Origin of the sequence: Variovorax sp. Root318D1, assembly GCF_001424835.1 — a bacterium.
Classification (GTDB): domain Bacteria; phylum Pseudomonadota; class Gammaproteobacteria; order Burkholderiales; family Burkholderiaceae_C; genus Variovorax.
In genome coordinates, this window is sequence record NZ_LMCQ01000025.1 from 215,671 (window position 1) to 231,225 (window position 15,555).

Consider the following 15,555-nt stretch of genomic DNA (forward strand, 5'->3'; position numbering starts at 1 on the left):
GGCAATTTCACCGCGAAAGTCCACCATGTTTAAGAAGATCCTGATTGCGAATCGCGGTGAAATCGCTTGCCGTGTTGCCGCAACCGCGAGACGCATGGCGATCCGCACCGTGGCCGTCTACTCTGATGCCGACGCGCATGCCAACCACGTGCGCGCCTGCGACGAGTCGGTGCACCTGGGCGGCAGCGCGCCGAAGGACAGCTACCTGCGCTGGGAAAAGATCCTTGAAGCTGCCAAGGCCACGGGCGCCGAGGCCGTGCATCCGGGCTACGGCTTCCTGAGCGAGAACGAAGAGTTCGCGCAGGCCTGCGCCGACGCGGGGCTGGTCTTCATCGGCCCGCCGCCTTCGGCCATCAAGGCGATGGGCCTCAAGGCCGAATCGAAGCAGCTGATGGAAAAGGCCGGCGTGCCGCTGGTGCCCGGCTACCACGGCCACGACCAGAACCCCGCGCTGCTGCAGCGCGAAGCCGACCGCATCGGCTACCCCGTGCTCATCAAGGCCAGCGCGGGCGGCGGCGGCAAGGGCATGCGCGCGGTCGACCGGGCGGAAGACTTTGCGGCCGCGCTGGCCTCATGCCAGCGCGAGGCGATCAACAGCTTCGGCGATGACGCGGTGCTGATCGAGAAATACGTGCAGCGCCCGCGCCACATCGAGATCCAGGTGTTCGGCGACACGCACGGCAACTATGTCTACCTGTTCGAACGCGATTGCTCGGTGCAGCGCCGGCACCAGAAGGTGCTGGAAGAAGCGCCGGCACCCGGCATGACCGAGGCAATGCGCAAGCAGATGGGCGACGCCGCAGTGGCTGCGGCGCGGGCCGTGAACTACGTGGGTGCGGGCACGGTCGAGTTCATCGTCGAGCAGCGTGAAGGCGGCGAGATGAACTTCTTCTTCATGGAGATGAACACGCGCCTGCAGGTGGAGCATCCCGTGACCGAGGCCATCACCGGCCTCGATCTCGTCGAATGGCAACTTCGCGTGGCCTCGGGTGAGACGCTTCCGGCGAAGCAGCAAGAGCTGCAAATTCACGGCCACGCGATCGAAGCGCGAATCTGCGCCGAGAACCCCGACAACAACTTTTTACCGGCCACCGGCACCTTGCGCGTGTACCGGAAGCCGCAAGCCACGGCGTTCCAACGCAGCCGCGTGCGCATTGACGACGGCGTGCGCGAGGGCGGCGAGATCTCGCCGTTCTACGACTCGATGATCGCCAAGCTGATCGTGCACGGCTCCACGCGTGCCGAGGCACTGGCCCGGCTCGATGCCGCGCTGGCGCAGGTGCAGATCGTGGGCGTGTCGACCAACGTGCAATTCCTGCGCGGCATTCTCGCGACGGAGTCGTTCTCGAAGGCGAATCTCGATACGGCGCTGATCGAGCGCGAGCGCGACGTGCTGTTCGACCGCGAGGCGCTGGGCCTCCCGCTGGCTGCCGCCGCCGCCATCACGCGCACGCTGATCACCGAACGGCCGACCGGCGCACCCGACCCGTTCGAACGGCGCGACGGCTGGCGTTCGCATGGCGAATACCGGCGCCACTTCGACTTCGAGTTTCGCGGTGCCGAGCAGACCGCCTTGCTGACCTACAGGCGCGACGGCAGCCTGTGGCTCGAGGCGGGCGGCGTCCAAGGCCCGCTGGCGGTTGGCCAATTTCCGTCGGGCGAGTTCGAGGTCGAATTTGCCGGCACGCGTCAGACGCTGGACGTGCACCTCGATGGCGCCACGGCCCATGTGTTCGCTTCGAAAGGCGCCACGAAGATCATCGCCATCGATCGCCTGGCCCACGCGGGCGACACCCATGCCGAAGGCGGCCGGCTCACGGCGCCGATGCCCGGCAAGGTCGTGTCCTTTGCGGTCAAGGCCGGCGACAAGGTCAGCCGCGGCCAGCCCTTGGCGGTGATGGAGGCCATGAAAATGGAGCACACCATTGCAGCGCCGGCCGACGGCACGGTGGAAGAACTGATGTTCTCGCCCGGCGAGCAGGTGACCGAAGGTGACGAGCTGTTGCGGATGGCCGCGGCGGCTTGACCGTATTGCAGGTCAGCCCACCACCACTTCGCTGATCTGCATCACGGGTGCGATGTCGGTGTAGTTCTTGATGTCCCCCAGGATCTCCTTGGCATGCGGGCCGAACGCGGTTTGAAACGCCTCGGCCGAGTCGCAGAACACGTGGCACATGCCGACATAGGTCGGCGGGGTTCCGGGTGCGCCGCCCGCCAGCCCCTTGTCGATGGTGTACGACTTGCAAGCATCGCCCATGCGCGCCTTCAACAGCGGCATGTGCTTGTCGCGGTAGTAGGCGTGGTCGAACCTTGCGCCGTCGGTGTAGGGGTACATCACGCTGACTTTGATCATGCTTCGGTCTCCTGGTGTGTCCGGTCTTGGATGCTGGCGCACGAGCATAGAAGAAGGAACACAGGGCGACAAGCTGCGGACAGGCCAAGGCCCTAATAAGATTCGATTCATGAAAATCATCGTCTCTCTTACCGACAACCGCCCCGAACCCTGGATCGAAGGCCTCAGGGCCGAACTGCCCGATGCACAGGTCGAGGTTTGGCAGCCGGGCGCGGCCCAGGCCGACCATGCAGTCGTGTGGGTGCCGCCCCAGCAACTGCTCGACGAGCAGCCGGGCCTGCGCGGCCTGTTCAACATCGGTGCCGGCGTCGACGCGCTACTCAAGCTCAAGGTGCCGGCGCACACGCGCATCGTGAGGCTCGACGATGCGGGCATGTCGGTGCAAATGGCGGAGTACGTCTGCCACACGCTGATCCGCCACTTTCGCGAATTCGACGTCTACGAGGCCGATGCGCGCGAAGGCCGGTGGAGCTATCGCAAGCCGAAGCTCCGGCGCGACTTTCCGGTCGGCATCATGGGGCTGGGCGTGCTCGGCGAACGGGTCGCGAAAGCCGTGGCGCAGTTCGAGTTTCCGGTGCTGGGTTGGAGCCGCTCGCCCAAGGCGATCGACGGCGTGAAGGTGTTCAGCGGCGAGGCGCAGTTCGACGAATTCCTGTCGTCCACGCGCGTGCTCGTCAACCTGCTGCCGCTGACCGACGCCACGCGCGGCATCCTCAACCGCCACACGCTCGGCAAGCTCAAGCCGGGCGGTTACCTCATCAGCATCGCGCGTGGCGCGCACATGGTCGAAGACGACCTGATTCCGATGCTCGACGCAGGTCAGCTCGCTGGCGCCACACTCGACGTGTTCCAGGTCGAGCCGCTGCCGGCCGAACATCCGTTCTGGCGCCATCCAAAAATTGTCGTTACGCCGCACGCCTCGGCGCGCACGCTGCGGGAAGAATCCATCAGCCAAATCGCCGGAAAGATTCGCGCGATGGAGCAGGGCCTTCCCGTCAGCGGCGTGGTCGATCCGGTCCGGGGCTACTGAAGGCGCGCTTGAACCGCCCACCTCGTACCGATGTTGCCATTGCCATGAATCCATCCGCCGTCACCCGCCACCTCGTCGTCCGCGGCCTCGTGCAGGGCGTGGGCTATCGCTGGTCGATGGTGCAGGCCGCACGGCGCCTGGGCGTGCGCGGCTGGGTGCGCAATCGGCGCGACGGCAGCGTGGAGGCTTTGGCCTGCGGCCCGACTGCGGCGGTCGAGTCGCTGATGGCGTGGGCCCGCAGCGGTCCGGACGACGCGCAGGTGAGTGCACTGGAGGTGACTGAGGTCCCCGCGCCCGCCGAGCCGCCATCGGATTTCGTGCAGCGCGAAACGGCATGAACCGCGCTGCCGAGCACGCCGCGCGCAGACGGCCGACAATTGAAAGACGGCTTTTTTCTTTTCAGTGCAAACCCAGAGACATGCCATGAAGCTCCCCACCAAAGTCAAGATCGTCGACGTCGGCCCGCGCGACGGGCTGCAGAACGAAAAGCAGCCGGTTTCGGCTGAAGTGAAGATCGGCCTCGTGCACCGCCTGCAGGGCGCCGGCCTGAAGGAGATCGAGGTCACCAGCTTCGTGTCGCCCAAGTGGGTGCCGCAGATGGCCGACAACGCCGAGGTGATGCACGGCATTCAACGCAAGGCCGGCGTGCGCTACTCGGTGCTCACGCCCAACATGAAGGGCTTCGAGGCCGCCATTGCCGCGCCGCGCGAAGAGTGGCCCGACGAGATCGTGGTGTTCGGCGCCGCGAGCGAGGCTTTCAGCCAGAAGAACATCAACTGCTCGATCGCCGAGAGCATCGAGCGCTTCGCGCCCGTGGTGGCCGCGGCGCGCGAAAAAGGCATCGACGTGCGCGGCGCCATGTCGTGCACGGTGGGCTGTCCGTACGAAGGCGAGATCGCACCCGAACGTGTGGGCATGCTGGCGAAGCTGATGAAGGACATCGGCGTGCAGCGCGTTGACGTGGCCGACACCATCGGCGTGGGCTCGCCGCGCAAGGTTCAGGCCGCCATCGAGGCCACGCTGGCGCACTTCGGGGTGGACCACATTTCGGGCCACTTCCACGACACCTACGGCCAGGCGCTGGTCAACACGCTGGCCTCGCTGGAGCTGGGGGTCTGGAACTTCCAGTCGTCCTCCGCCGGCCTCGGCGGCTGCCCCTACGCCAAGGGCGCGACGGGCAATGTGGCGACCGAGGACGTGGTCTACATGCTGCACGGCATGGGCATCGAGACCGGCATCGACCTGGACAAGCTGATCGACGCGGGCGTGTACATCAGCGAGGCGCTGGGGCGCGAGCCGAATTCGCGGGCGTCGAAGGCGATCCGCACGAAGAGGGCCGGTTGATGGGCGCCCCGGAAACCATGGGACCCTGTGATGTGCGGCGCTGAACTTCATTCGCTGCCCGAAGGCGTGCAGCGTGTCTCCCGCATGCTGCAGGACGCGGGCCATCCCCATTTGCCGCGCATGCTCGACGACGCCTGCCGCACGGCCCAGCAGGCGGCGGATGCGCTCGGCATCCTGGTCGGGCAGATCGCCAAGAGCATCATCTTCCGGCGCAAGAGCGACGACGTGGCGGTGCTGGTCATCACCTCGGGCGACAAGCGGGTCGACGAGAAAAAGGTCGATGCGCTGGTTGGCAAGACCGGCCGCGCCGATGCCGAATTCGTGAAGGCGCGCACCGGCTTCACCATCGGCGGGGTGTCGCCGGTGGCGCATGCCACGCCGCCCGTGGTGCTGATCGACCGCGAGCTGTTCCGCTTCGAAGAGATCTGGGCGGCCGCGGGCCATCCGCACGCGGTGTTCCAGCTGCGCCCGCAAGACCTCGAAAAACTCACCGGCGCGCCGGTGGCGGACGTGGTGTGAATTTCGATGCCGCGCAAACGCTGGCCGAACGCGCCGTTGCAGTGCAGTGCTCGGGCGGCGAGGTGCCATCGCCCTGCACCTCGGTCTGCCGCATGGACCGCCTGAGCGGTTTCTGCGAAGGGTGCCTGCGCACCATTCCGGAGATCGCGGGCTGGAGCAAGATGGAAGACGCGGCGCGGCGCGGCGTGTGGCACGCGATAGAGTTGCGGGCACGCGCCGGCATCTGGCGCGTTACCGAGGAATCAGGAGACACGCACGCATGAAGCAGATCGACTTCTACCTGGACTTCATCTCGCCCTACGCGCACCTTGCCTTCGAGCATCTGCCCGAGGCGCTCGAAGGCCTGAGCTACAGCGTGGCCTACAAGCCGGTGTTGCTCGGCGCGATCCTCAAGCACCACGGGCAGCTCGGCCCGGCCGAGATTCCAGCCAAGCGCAGTTGGACCTACCGCCACGTGCTCTGGCTCGGCCATGCCAACGGCGTGCAGATCGAGATGCCTGCTTCGCACCCGTACAACCCGCTTCCGCACCTGCGGCTTGCGCTCTCGACTTCGGACGACGGCAGCATCAGCCGCCATGTCGCCGAGACCGTCTTCCGCCACGTGTGGCGCGGTGGTGAAGAAGCAGGCGACGCCGCCCGCCTGGCTGCATTGGCGGCGCAGCTGACGCCCAAGCGCGACATGAATGGCGACGAGAACAAGGCGCTGCTCAAGCGCAACACCGACGAAGCCCTGCAGCTGGGCGTGTTCGGCACCCCAACCTGCGTGGTCGACGGCCGGCTGTTCTGGGGCTTCGACGGGTTGGCGATGATGCGTGCCTACCTGCACGGCGACACGTGGTTCGATAGTCCGCAGTGGACCGGCGCCGACCAGCGGCCGTCCTTGCTGCGAAGCAGCAAAAACTGAGCAACCCGCCGATTTCTTACAAGCTGAAACGAGCCCCGCGGGTTTCACCTTAATTCGTAAGCGTCGGTTCAGTTTCGCGAAAGGCTCGGGTCAGTCGCGGCTCCAAGAATGCGTCACGGTCCCGAATGCCGGGGCCGAACCGAACGCATACACAGGAGACGACGCAAATGGCAGCAACACTGGATTCGAGGGGGATGCCGCATCCGGCCCCCCGGCCCATGTCCGCGGAGGAAAAGAAGGTCATCTTCGCTTCTTCGCTTGGCACGGTGTTCGAGTGGTACGACTTCTACCTTTACGGTTCGCTGGCCGCGATCATCGCGAAGCAGTTCTTCAGCGGCCTCGATGCGGGCGCGGCCTTCATCTTTGCACTGTTGGCGTTTGCCGCAGGCTTCCTGGTGCGGCCGTTCGGCGCCATCGTGTTCGGCCGGCTCGGCGACATGATCGGGCGCAAGTACACCTTCCTGGTCACGATCCTGATCATGGGCTTGTCGACATTCATCGTCGGCCTGTTGCCCAGCTACGCGACCATCGGCGTCGCGGCGCCCGTGATCCTGATCGCGCTGCGCATGCTGCAGGGCCTCGCGCTCGGCGGTGAGTACGGCGGTGCCGCCACGTATGTGGCCGAGCACTCGCCGCACGGCAAGCGCGGCGCCTACACCTCGTGGATCCAGACCACTGCCACGCTCGGCCTGTTCCTGAGCCTGCTGGTCATCCTGGGCGTGCGTACCTGGCTCGGCGAACAGGCGTTCGGCGAGTGGGGCTGGCGCATTCCCTTCCTGGTGTCGATCGCGCTGCTCGGCATTTCGGTGTGGATTCGCCTCTCACTGTCCGAATCTCCCGCCTTCCAGAAGATGAAGGCCGAGGGCAAGACCTCGAAGGCACCGCTGTCCGAATCCTTCGGCCAATGGAAGAACCTGAAGATCGTGATCCTGGCGCTGATCGGTCTCACCGCCGGCCAGGCTGTCGTCTGGTACACGGGCCAGTTCTACGCGCTGTTCTTCCTGACGCAGCAGCTCAAGGTCGATCCCACCACCGCCAACCTGATGATCGCCGCCTCGCTGTTGCTTGGCACGCCCTTCTTCGTGGTCTTCGGCACGCTGTCCGACAAGATCGGCCGCAAGCCAATCATCATGGCCGGCTGCCTCTTGGCCGTGGTGACGTACTTCCCGGTCTTCAAGATGATCACGGCCTACGCCAACCCCGACCTCGCCAAGGCGCAAGCCACGGCCGGCGTCACGGTGACGGCGGATCCCAAGTCGTGCTCGTTCCAGGGCAACCCGGTGGCGCGCGAGATCGATTTCCGCAGCTCGTGCGACATTGCCAAGCGCTATCTGGTGCAGAACTCGGTGAGCTATGACAACGTCGAAGGCGCGCCCGGCTCCAAGGCCATCGTCAAGATCGGCGAAAAGACCATCGTGGCGCCAGTGGGCAACGTGGTCAACCTGAAGTTCGACGAAGGCTCCGCCAAGGAGATCGCCGCCTTCAAGAAGACCGTGGCCGATGACCTGAAGGTGGCGGGCTACCCGGCCAAGGCCGACCCCGCGAAGATGAACAAGGTGATGGTCGTCGCGCTGCTGTTCTGGCTGGTGCTACTGGTGACCATGGTCTACGGCCCCATTGCGGCGATGCTGGTCGAGCTGTTCCCAACGCGCATCCGCTACACCTCGATGAGCCTGCCGTACCACATCGGCAATGGCTGGTTCGGGGGCCTGCTGCCGACCACGGCCTTCGCGATCGTGGCGACCACCGGCAACATGTACAACGGCCTCTGGTACCCGATCATCATCGCCGGCATCACGCTGGTCGTGGGCACGCTGTTCATCCGCGAAACCAAGAACGTCGACATCTACGCGAACGACTGATCGCGCGTCCAGCAGGAGGGCGGCGCGAGCCGGCCCTCCGTTCAACAAAGGGGCTTCATGCCGTCGGCATGAGGCCCTTTTCTTGAACCCTCACATCCTCATCATTCAGGAGACAAACCCCATGTGGAAACTCGTTGTCGGCTTCGTCGTGTTCGCTGCTGTCGCTCTGTTCGTGATCTCCAAGGGCGGAGACAAGATCGACATGTCGGGCGAAAAGCACGGGGGCGATGCGGTGCACGAGCCTGCACCTGCGCCGGCACCCGCGCCCGCGCCCGCCGCACCCAAGTAAGCAACAGCCCAAGGCGCGGCGGGGCGTCCAGCGACGCCGGCGGTCTTAGCGCTTGAACCGGCCGTCGCTGATGATCGCCAGGTCGGCGAAATCGATGCCCGAATGATCCTGCGGCGAATAGCTCACCTCAAGGCCGCCGAGGTCGTAGGCGCGAAGGCTTTCGAGCGCCGCGAGCACCTTGGCGCGCGTCGGTTTGGGCCCGGCGCGGCGCAGCGCCTCCACCAGCACCTTGGCCGCGGCAAAGCCTTCGAGCGTGGCCGGTGAGAGTTCCGTCTGGCCCTTGGCCTGCGCCAGCGCAAGGGCTTCCTTGACCATGGGATAGCTGATGGAGCGCTCGTTCGGGAACACCTGCGTCACGATCACGCCCTTGCTTGCATCGCCCAGCTGCTTGATGAACCCCGATGCGGCGTTGTTCGACAAGGTGACCACCTGCGCGGCGGACCCCGAGGCGCGCAGCGCCTTGATGCCTTCGACCACGGCTGCGCCCGAGCCGATCCAAAGCACGGCTTGCGCATTGGCCTCCTTGATGGTCGGCACGATGGTCTTGTAGTCGGGCTTTTCGCGGTCGGCCGGCACGGTCACCACGGGTTTGGCCTGCGCCTTGGCAAAGCCGGTCATCGCCCCTTCTAGAGCGTCCTGCCCGAAAGAGTCGGTCACGTGCACCACCGCAATGCGGGCGATGCCGGTAGTGAGCAGGTGCTGGATCGCCTTCTCGGCTTCGCGCTGGTAGGTGGCGCGCACGTTGAACACATGCTTTTGCACCGGCTTGTGCAGCGCCATGGCCCCGGTGGAAGGGCCCACCAGCGCCACGTCGTACTTGTCCAGCCACGGGATGATGGCCTGCGAATGCGGCGTGCCGCGGCTCATGAAGAGCGAGACCACCTTCTTCTCTTCGATCAGGATGCGGGCGTTTTCGCTTGCGCGCTTGACGTCGAAGCCGTCGTCCATGCGCAGCACCTCGATCTTTTCGCCGTGGATGCCGCCTTGGGCGTTCACGGCATCGATCACCAGCTGGGAGCCGGCGATGGTTTCATTCACCCCCGCGGCGACCGAGCCGGTCAGGCCCGCCGTCTGGCCGATCAGGATCTGGGCGGGAGCGGCCGTTGCGGACAGTGCCAGCAGGGCGGCGCAAAGCACTTGCAGCTTCTTCATGGGCATCTTCCAAAAAATGCAGTTAGAACGTAATCAAAATGTGCTATTTGTTACTTAAAGTGTCTTGAATTGAATCCGTACAAACCCCTGCGCGGCCGCAGACCATGTGACGGAGTGCACGAATACGTCACCAAGCTCTCCCTAGAATGTTTGCCCCACCCCCCAAGGCACTCATGACACAGGGCTCCATCCGGATTCGCGGCGCACGCCAGCACAACCTCCAGAACCTCGACCTCGACATCCGCACTGGTGAGATGACCGTGGTGACCGGGCCGAGCGGCTCGGGCAAATCGAGCCTCGTGTTCGACACCCTCTATGCCGAGGGTCAGCGGCGCTATGTGGAAACCTTCTCTGCCTATGCGCGCCAGTTCCTGGACCGCATGGACAAGCCGGCGGTGGACAAGGTGGAGGGCGTACCGCCCGCCATCGCCATCGACCAGACCAACCCCGTGCGCTCCTCGCGCTCCACGGTCGGCACGATGACCGAGCTGAACGACCACCTGAAGCTGCTCTACGCGCGCGCAGCCCAGCTGTTCGACCGCGACACCGCTCTGCTGGTGCGCCACGATTCGCCCGACAGCATCTATGCGGAGATTGCCGAGCGGGCGGCTGCGGCGGGCGATCCCCGATTGGTGGTCACGTTTCCAGTCGAGCTGCCGGCGGGCACCTCGGCGGAAGAGGTGACGCAGTGGCTTTCGGCGAGCGGCTTCACGCGCGTGCAGTTGGAGCGCGAGGTGGCCACGCCCACCGGGCCGCGCAAGGTGCTCGACGTGGTGGCCGACCGCTTCCGCATTTCGAGCGCCGAGCGTTCGCGTGTGGTCGAGGCGATCGAAGTGGCACTCAAGCGAGGCAGCGGGCGCGTTACGGTGCATGCGCTGGCGGCCGATGAGGCCGCGCCGGCCGAGGTGTGGAAATTCTCCACCGGCCTGCACTGCCCCGAAAGCGACATTCGCTACACCGACCCGATCCCCTCGATGTTCTCGTTCAATTCGGCCGTCGGCGCTTGCGACACCTGCCGCGGCTTCGGCCGCGTGATCGGGGTCGACCTGGGCCTCGTGATTCCGAACGACAAGCTCACCTTGCGCGCCGGCGCGATCAAGACCATCCAGACCCCCGCCTGGAAGGAGGCGCAGGACGACCTCATGCGCCACGCCGAGGCGGCCGGCATTCCGCGCGACACCCCCTGGAACAAGCTCACCGACGAGCAGAAGCACTGGGTGATCGAGGGCACGCCCAATTACAAGGAAGGCAACTGGAACAAGCAGTGGTACGGCGTGCGCCGCTTCTTCGGCTACCTGGAGAGCAAGGCCTACAAGATGCACATCCGCGTGCTCTTGTCCAAATACCGCAGCTACACGCCGTGCCCCGTCTGCAGCGGTGCGCGGCTCAAGCTGGACAGCCTGTTGTGGCGCATCGGAAGCAAGGAAGATGCGGATGCGGTGCTGGAGCCTGCCAAGCGATTCATGCCGACGGGGGCCAAATGGACGCGGGCGCAGCTCGAGGCGTTGCCGGGGCTTTGCCTGCATGATTTGATGCTGCTGCCGATTGAGCGGCTGCGGCGCTTTTTCGACCGGCAGCAGCCCTCACCCCAGCCCTCTCCCGCAAGCGGGAGAGGGGGCAAGACGGGGCCCGATCCACTCCCTCTCCCGCTTGCGGGAGAGGGCCGGGGTGAGGGCGAAATTCAGGCCCTCAAGCTCCTTTTCGAAGAAATCACCACCCGCCTGCGCTACCTGCATGACGTCGGCATCGGCTACCTCACGCTCGACCGCCAGAGCCGCACGCTCTCGGGCGGCGAGGTGCAGCGCATCAATCTCACGACGGCGCTGGGCACCTCGTTGGTCAACACGCTGTTCGTGCTCGACGAGCCCAGCATCGGCCTGCATCCGCGCGACATGAACCGCATCACCGAGGCCATGCTGCGCCTGCGCGACGCGGGCAACACGCTGGTGGTGGTCGAGCATGACCCGGCCGTGATGCTCGCCGCCGACCGCGTGATCGACATGGGTCCCGGCCCCGGCATCCGTGGCGGGCAGATCGTGTTCGACGGCACGACGGATCAATTGCGCGACGCCGACACGCTCACCGGCCAGTACCTGGGCGGGCGCAAGAAGATCGGCATGGGTTTCAAGCGGCTGGTGAGCGAGAACACGCACCGGCTCATCCTGGAGGGCGCGCGCGAGCACAACCTCAAGAGCATCACGGTCGACTTTCCGCTCGCGCGCCTGGTGTGCGTGACGGGCGTCAGCGGCTCGGGCAAGTCGACGCTGATCCAGGACGTGCTGGCGCCCGCGCTCATGCGGCACTTCGGCAAGGCCACGGAAACGCCGGGCGCGCACGACCGCATGCTGGGCGCCGATCACCTCGGCGACGTGGTCTTCGTCGACCAGTCGCCCATCGGCAAGACGGCGCGCTCCAATCCCGCAAGCTACGTGGGTGCGTGGGACGCCATTCGCGAGATCTTCGCCACCGCGGCGCTGTCGCGCCAGCGTGGCTATACCGCGAGCAAGTTCAGCTTCAACTCGGGCGATGGCCGCTGCCCGACCTGCGGCGGCTCGGGCTTCGAGCACGTGGAGATGCAGTTTCTGTCGGACGTGTACCTGCGCTGCCCCGATTGCGACGGCAAGCGCTACCGCCCCGAGATTCTCGAAGTGAAGGTCGAGCGCAAGGGGCGCGCCTACAACGTGGCCGACGTGCTCGATCTCACCGTGGCGGAGGCGGCCGCGGTTTTCGAGGCCGACCGCGACGTGCTGCGCGTGCTGCAGCCGATCTCCGACGTGGGGCTCGACTACGTGAAGCTCGGCCAGCCGGTGCCCACGCTGAGCGGCGGCGAGGCGCAGCGCCTCAAGCTCGCGGGCTTTCTGGCGGAGGCCGCGAAGAGCGCGACGGCGAGCAAGCAGTCGGTGGCGCGCAGGGGCACGCTGTTCCTGTTCGACGAGCCGACCACCGGGCTGCATTTCGACGACATCGCGCGCCTGATGCGCGCGCTGCGCAAGCTGCTCGACGCGGGCCATTCGCTGATCGTGATCGAGCACAACCTCGACGTGATCCGGGCCAGCGACTGGTGCATCGACCTCGGCCCCGAAGGAGGCGAGGGCGGCGGCATGGTGGTGGCCGAGGGCACGCCCGAGCAGCTGCGCGAGAACCGCGCCTCGCTCACCGGCGCGGCGCTGGCCGACTACGAGCTGGCCATCGGCCCCGAGGCCTACAAGGTGGCCGAGCGCGCGGCGCGGCGCTACATTGCCAACGCCAAGACAGCGCCCGGCAGCAACGCCATCGAGATCGTCAACGCGCGCGAGCACAACCTGAAAAACCTCAGCGTGGACATTCCGCGCGGCAAGTTCAGCGTGGTGACGGGCGTCAGCGGTTCGGGCAAATCGACGCTGGCCTTCGACATCCTGTTCAACGAAGGCCAGCGGCGGTACCTCGAATCGCTCAACGCCTATGCACGCAGCATCGTGCAGCCCGCGGGTCGGCCCGAGGTCGATGCGGTCTACGGCATTCCGCCCACGGTGGCCATCGAGCAACGCCTGTCGCGCGGTGGGCGCAAGAGCACGGTGGGCACCACCACCGAGGTCTGGCACTTCCTGCGGCTCCTGTACGTGAAGCTGGGCATCCAGCATTGCACGCACGACGGCGCGGCCGTCCAGCCGCAGACGCCCGATAGCATCGCGGCGCAGCTGATGCGCAACTTCAAGGGCCAGCACATCGGCTTGCTCGCGCCGCTCGTGAGCAACCGCAAGGGCGTGTACACCGAGCTGGCGGATTGGGCGCGGCCACGCGGATTTACCCACCTGCGTGTGGACGGCGAGTTCTTGCCGACCACGGGCTTCCCGCGCATCGACCGCTTCAAGGAACACAGCATCGAATTGCCGGTAGCCAGCCTCGACGTGCTGCCATCGAAGGAGAACGAGCTGCGGGAGGCGCTGACGAAGGCGCTCGAACACGGCAAGGGCGTGGTGCATGTGCTTAGCCAGCTCGACGGCCTGAAGGCCGCGATGATGGCCGGCGTGTCGGCGCACGGCATCGGCCGCGTGAACGTGTTCTCCACGCTGCGCGCCTGCCCGGTCTGCAGCACCAGCTATGCCGAGCTCGATCCACGCCTGTTCAGCTACAACAGCAAGCACGGCTGGTGCCCCGACTGCGTGGGCACGGGCGTCAAGCTCAGCAAGGACCAGCGCAAGGTCTTCGACGATTCCATCCGCGACGACGACAGCAAGGGCCGTGAACAGACCTTTGCCGAGCCCGAGGTGGAAGACCTGGCCGACGTGGCGTGCCCGACTTGCGAAGGCACGCGGCTCAATGCCACGGCTCGCGCGGTGAGCTTCGGCGCCTCGCTGGCGGACGGCATGGGCGGCATCGGCATTACCGAACTCGCACGCATGAGCGTGACCGAGGTGCGGCAGTGGTTCGAGGGGCTGGCGTTGACCGGACGCGAAGCGGAGATTGCGCGCGACCTGGTGCCCGAGATCAAGAGCCGCCTCGAATTTCTCGAAGAGGTGGGCCTGGGCTACCTCACGCTCGACCGCGGCGCGCCGACTTTGAGCGGCGGCGAGGCGCAGCGCATCCGCCTGGCGGCGCAGCTTGGCAGCAACCTGCAGGGCGTTTGCTACGTGCTCGACGAGCCGACCATCGGCCTGCACGCGCGCGACAACCAGATATTGCTCAACGCGCTGCATAAGCTGGGCGATAAGGGCAACACGCTGGTGGTGGTGGAGCACGACGAAGACACCATCCGCCGCGCCGACCACATCATCGACATCGGCCCCAGCGCCGGCAAGCGGGGCGGCCGCCTCGTGGCGGAGGGCTCGGTGGCCGACATCCAGGCGGCGGGCGACTCGCAAACCGGCCGCTACCTGCGCGATGCGATCAAGCATCCGCTGCAGGCGCGCCGGCTGATTCCCTCGCCGGACCCCAAGGCGGAAGACAGCGGCAACTGGCTCACGGTGCACGGCGCCGACCTGCACAACCTGCAGGACGTGACTGCCACGCTGCCGCTGCACCGCCTGGTGGTTGTCACTGGCGTGAGCGGCTCGGGCAAGTCCACGCTTGCGCGCGACGTGCTGCTGGCCAGCGTGCATGCCGTGGTGGTGCAGCGCATGACCAAGGCCGGCCGCGACGCCGACGCCGCGGGCAAGCGCCCCGCATGGTCTGGCTGCGATCGCGTGGAGGGCTACGAGACCATCGACCGCGTGCTCGAGGTCGACCAGACGCCCATCGGCAAGACCCCGCGCAGCTGCCCGGCCACCTACATCGGCTTCTGGGACACCGTCCGCAAGCTGTTTGCCGACACGCTGGAAGCGAAGGCGCGCGGCTACGGCCCTGCGCGCTTCAGCTTCAACACCGGCGAAGGCCGTTGTCCCGGCTGCGACGGTGCCGGTGTGCGCACCATCGAGATGAGCTTTCTGCCCGACGTGAAGGTGCCTTGCGAGGTGTGCCACGGCGCGCGTTTCAACCCCGAGACGCTGGCCGTGAGCTGGCGCGGCAAGAGCATCGGCGATGTGCTTCAGATGGAGGTGGACGAGGCGGTCGAGTTCTTTGCCGCCATGCCCAACATCAGCCATCCGCTGCAATTGCTGAAGGACGTGGGACTGGGCTACCTCACGCTGGGCCAGCCGTCGCCCACGCTGTCGGGGGGCGAGGCGCAGCGCATCAAGCTGGTGACCGAACTCAGCAAGGTGCGCGACGACGTCACGCGGCGCGGCCAGAAGGCGCCGCACACGCTCTACGTGCTCGACGAGCCGACCGTCGGTCTGCACATGGCCGACGTCGAGAAGCTGATCCACGTGCTGCACCGGCTGGTGAATGGCGGCCACAGCGTGGTGGTGATCGAGCACGACCTCGACCTGATCGCCGAAGCCGACTGGATCATCGACCTGGGGCCGGAAGGCGGCAACGCCGGCGGGCGCATCGTTGCGGCGGCGCCGCCCGAAGAGGTGGTGCGCCTTGGGACGCATACGGGCGTGGCCTTGGCCCAGGTGCTGGCACGTTGATGCAGGCAGGCGCACAATGGCATCGACCCTTGGCGCAGGCGCATCCTGAATCAGCCATGGTGGAGTGAATGAATCGATGGAGGGATGAGCGCCGTGCCGGGCTACGCAAGGA

General features: G+C 66.3%; 12 protein-coding genes. 10 read left to right on the forward strand and 2 right to left on the reverse strand.

Annotation, left to right across the window (positions count from 1 at the left end; all coding sequences use genetic code 11):
• The first annotated feature begins 25 nt into the window (after positions 1-25).
• Positions 26-2,026 carry an acetyl-CoA carboxylase biotin carboxylase subunit gene (locus ASC78_RS26115; RefSeq protein WP_055808253.1) on the forward strand — a complete coding sequence of 667 codons (2,001 nt, stop codon included), beginning with the start codon at positions 26-28 and terminating at the stop codon, positions 2,024-2,026.
• A gap of 12 nt (positions 2,027-2,038) precedes the next feature.
• Here ASC78_RS26115 and ASC78_RS26120 read toward each other — a convergent pair whose 3' ends face one another.
• A complete protein-coding gene (locus tag ASC78_RS26120) occupies positions 2,039-2,353 on the reverse strand; it encodes an EthD family reductase (RefSeq protein ID WP_055808255.1) in 315 nt (104 codons plus the stop codon).
• A 109-nt stretch (positions 2,354-2,462) separates the two neighbouring features.
• Here ASC78_RS26120 and ASC78_RS26125 point away from each other — a divergent pair, with 109 nt between their 5' ends.
• From ASC78_RS26125 to ASC78_RS27815, 8 genes are all read left to right on the forward strand, one after another.
• Positions 2,463-3,383, forward strand: a complete 921-nt coding sequence (locus tag ASC78_RS26125) for a 2-hydroxyacid dehydrogenase (protein ID WP_055808257.1) — start codon at positions 2,463-2,465, stop codon at positions 3,381-3,383.
• Between the two features lie 44 nt (positions 3,384-3,427).
• On the forward strand, positions 3,428-3,721 hold the full coding sequence (locus ASC78_RS26130; protein ID WP_055808259.1) for an acylphosphatase: 294 nt from the start codon (positions 3,428-3,430) through the stop codon (positions 3,719-3,721).
• Between the two features lie 85 nt (positions 3,722-3,806).
• Complete coding sequence (locus ASC78_RS26135; RefSeq protein ID WP_055808260.1) at positions 3,807-4,727, forward strand: hydroxymethylglutaryl-CoA lyase; 921 nt, start codon at positions 3,807-3,809, stop codon at positions 4,725-4,727.
• A 30-nt stretch (positions 4,728-4,757) separates the two neighbouring features.
• On the forward strand, positions 4,758-5,246 hold the full coding sequence (locus ASC78_RS26140; RefSeq protein ID WP_055808262.1) for a YbaK/EbsC family protein: 489 nt from the start codon (positions 4,758-4,760) through the stop codon (positions 5,244-5,246).
• Positions 5,243-5,509, forward strand: a complete 267-nt coding sequence (locus tag ASC78_RS26145) for a DUF1289 domain-containing protein (protein ID WP_055808264.1) — start codon at positions 5,243-5,245, stop codon at positions 5,507-5,509. Before ASC78_RS26140 ends, ASC78_RS26145 begins: the two co-directional genes overlap by 4 nt.
• On the forward strand, positions 5,506-6,150 hold the full coding sequence (locus ASC78_RS26150) for a 2-hydroxychromene-2-carboxylate isomerase (RefSeq protein WP_055808266.1): 645 nt from the start codon (positions 5,506-5,508) through the stop codon (positions 6,148-6,150). Before ASC78_RS26145 ends, ASC78_RS26150 begins: the two co-directional genes overlap by 4 nt.
• A gap of 167 nt (positions 6,151-6,317) precedes the next feature.
• The gene (locus ASC78_RS26155; RefSeq protein WP_055808268.1) at positions 6,318-8,012 is read left to right on the forward strand and encodes an MFS transporter; all 1,695 of its coding nucleotides are present in this window, start codon (positions 6,318-6,320) and stop codon (positions 8,010-8,012) included.
• Positions 8,013-8,133: 121 nt separating this feature from the next.
• Complete coding sequence (locus tag ASC78_RS27815; RefSeq protein ID WP_200934369.1) at positions 8,134-8,301, forward strand: hypothetical protein; 168 nt, start codon at positions 8,134-8,136, stop codon at positions 8,299-8,301.
• A gap of 45 nt (positions 8,302-8,346) precedes the next feature.
• Here ASC78_RS27815 and ASC78_RS26160 read toward each other — a convergent pair whose 3' ends face one another.
• Complete coding sequence (locus tag ASC78_RS26160) at positions 8,347-9,453, reverse strand: ABC transporter substrate-binding protein (protein WP_055808471.1); 1,107 nt, start codon at positions 9,451-9,453, stop codon at positions 8,347-8,349.
• Between the two features lie 173 nt (positions 9,454-9,626).
• Here ASC78_RS26160 and uvrA point away from each other — a divergent pair, with 173 nt between their 5' ends.
• Positions 9,627-15,443 carry an excinuclease ABC subunit UvrA gene (uvrA, locus tag ASC78_RS26165; protein WP_055808270.1) on the forward strand — a complete coding sequence of 1,939 codons (5,817 nt, stop codon included), beginning with the start codon at positions 9,627-9,629 and terminating at the stop codon, positions 15,441-15,443.
• Positions 15,444-15,555 lie beyond the last annotated feature (112 nt).

Bases quoted from the DNA above. Each gene is read 5' to 3' on its own strand.
- ASC78_RS26115 (WP_055808253.1), top strand. From the start codon at position 26: ATGTTTAAGAAGATCCTGATTGCGAATCGCGGTGAAATCGCTTGCCGT.
- ASC78_RS26120 (WP_055808255.1), bottom strand. From the start codon at position 2,353: ATGATCAAAGTCAGCGTGATGTACCCCTACACCGACGGCGCAAGGTTC.
- ASC78_RS26125 (WP_055808257.1), top strand. From the start codon at position 2,463: ATGAAAATCATCGTCTCTCTTACCGACAACCGCCCCGAACCCTGGATC.
- ASC78_RS26130 (WP_055808259.1), top strand. From the start codon at position 3,428: ATGAATCCATCCGCCGTCACCCGCCACCTCGTCGTCCGCGGCCTCGTG.
- ASC78_RS26135 (WP_055808260.1), top strand. From the start codon at position 3,807: ATGAAGCTCCCCACCAAAGTCAAGATCGTCGACGTCGGCCCGCGCGAC.
- ASC78_RS26140 (WP_055808262.1), top strand. From the start codon at position 4,758: ATGTGCGGCGCTGAACTTCATTCGCTGCCCGAAGGCGTGCAGCGTGTC.
- ASC78_RS26150 (WP_055808266.1), top strand. From the start codon at position 5,506: ATGAAGCAGATCGACTTCTACCTGGACTTCATCTCGCCCTACGCGCAC.
- ASC78_RS26155 (WP_055808268.1), top strand. From the start codon at position 6,318: ATGGCAGCAACACTGGATTCGAGGGGGATGCCGCATCCGGCCCCCCGG.
- ASC78_RS27815 (WP_200934369.1), top strand. From the start codon at position 8,134: ATGTGGAAACTCGTTGTCGGCTTCGTCGTGTTCGCTGCTGTCGCTCTG.
- ASC78_RS26160 (WP_055808471.1), bottom strand. From the start codon at position 9,453: ATGAAGAAGCTGCAAGTGCTTTGCGCCGCCCTGCTGGCACTGTCCGCA.
- uvrA (WP_055808270.1), top strand. From the start codon at position 9,627: ATGACACAGGGCTCCATCCGGATTCGCGGCGCACGCCAGCACAACCTC.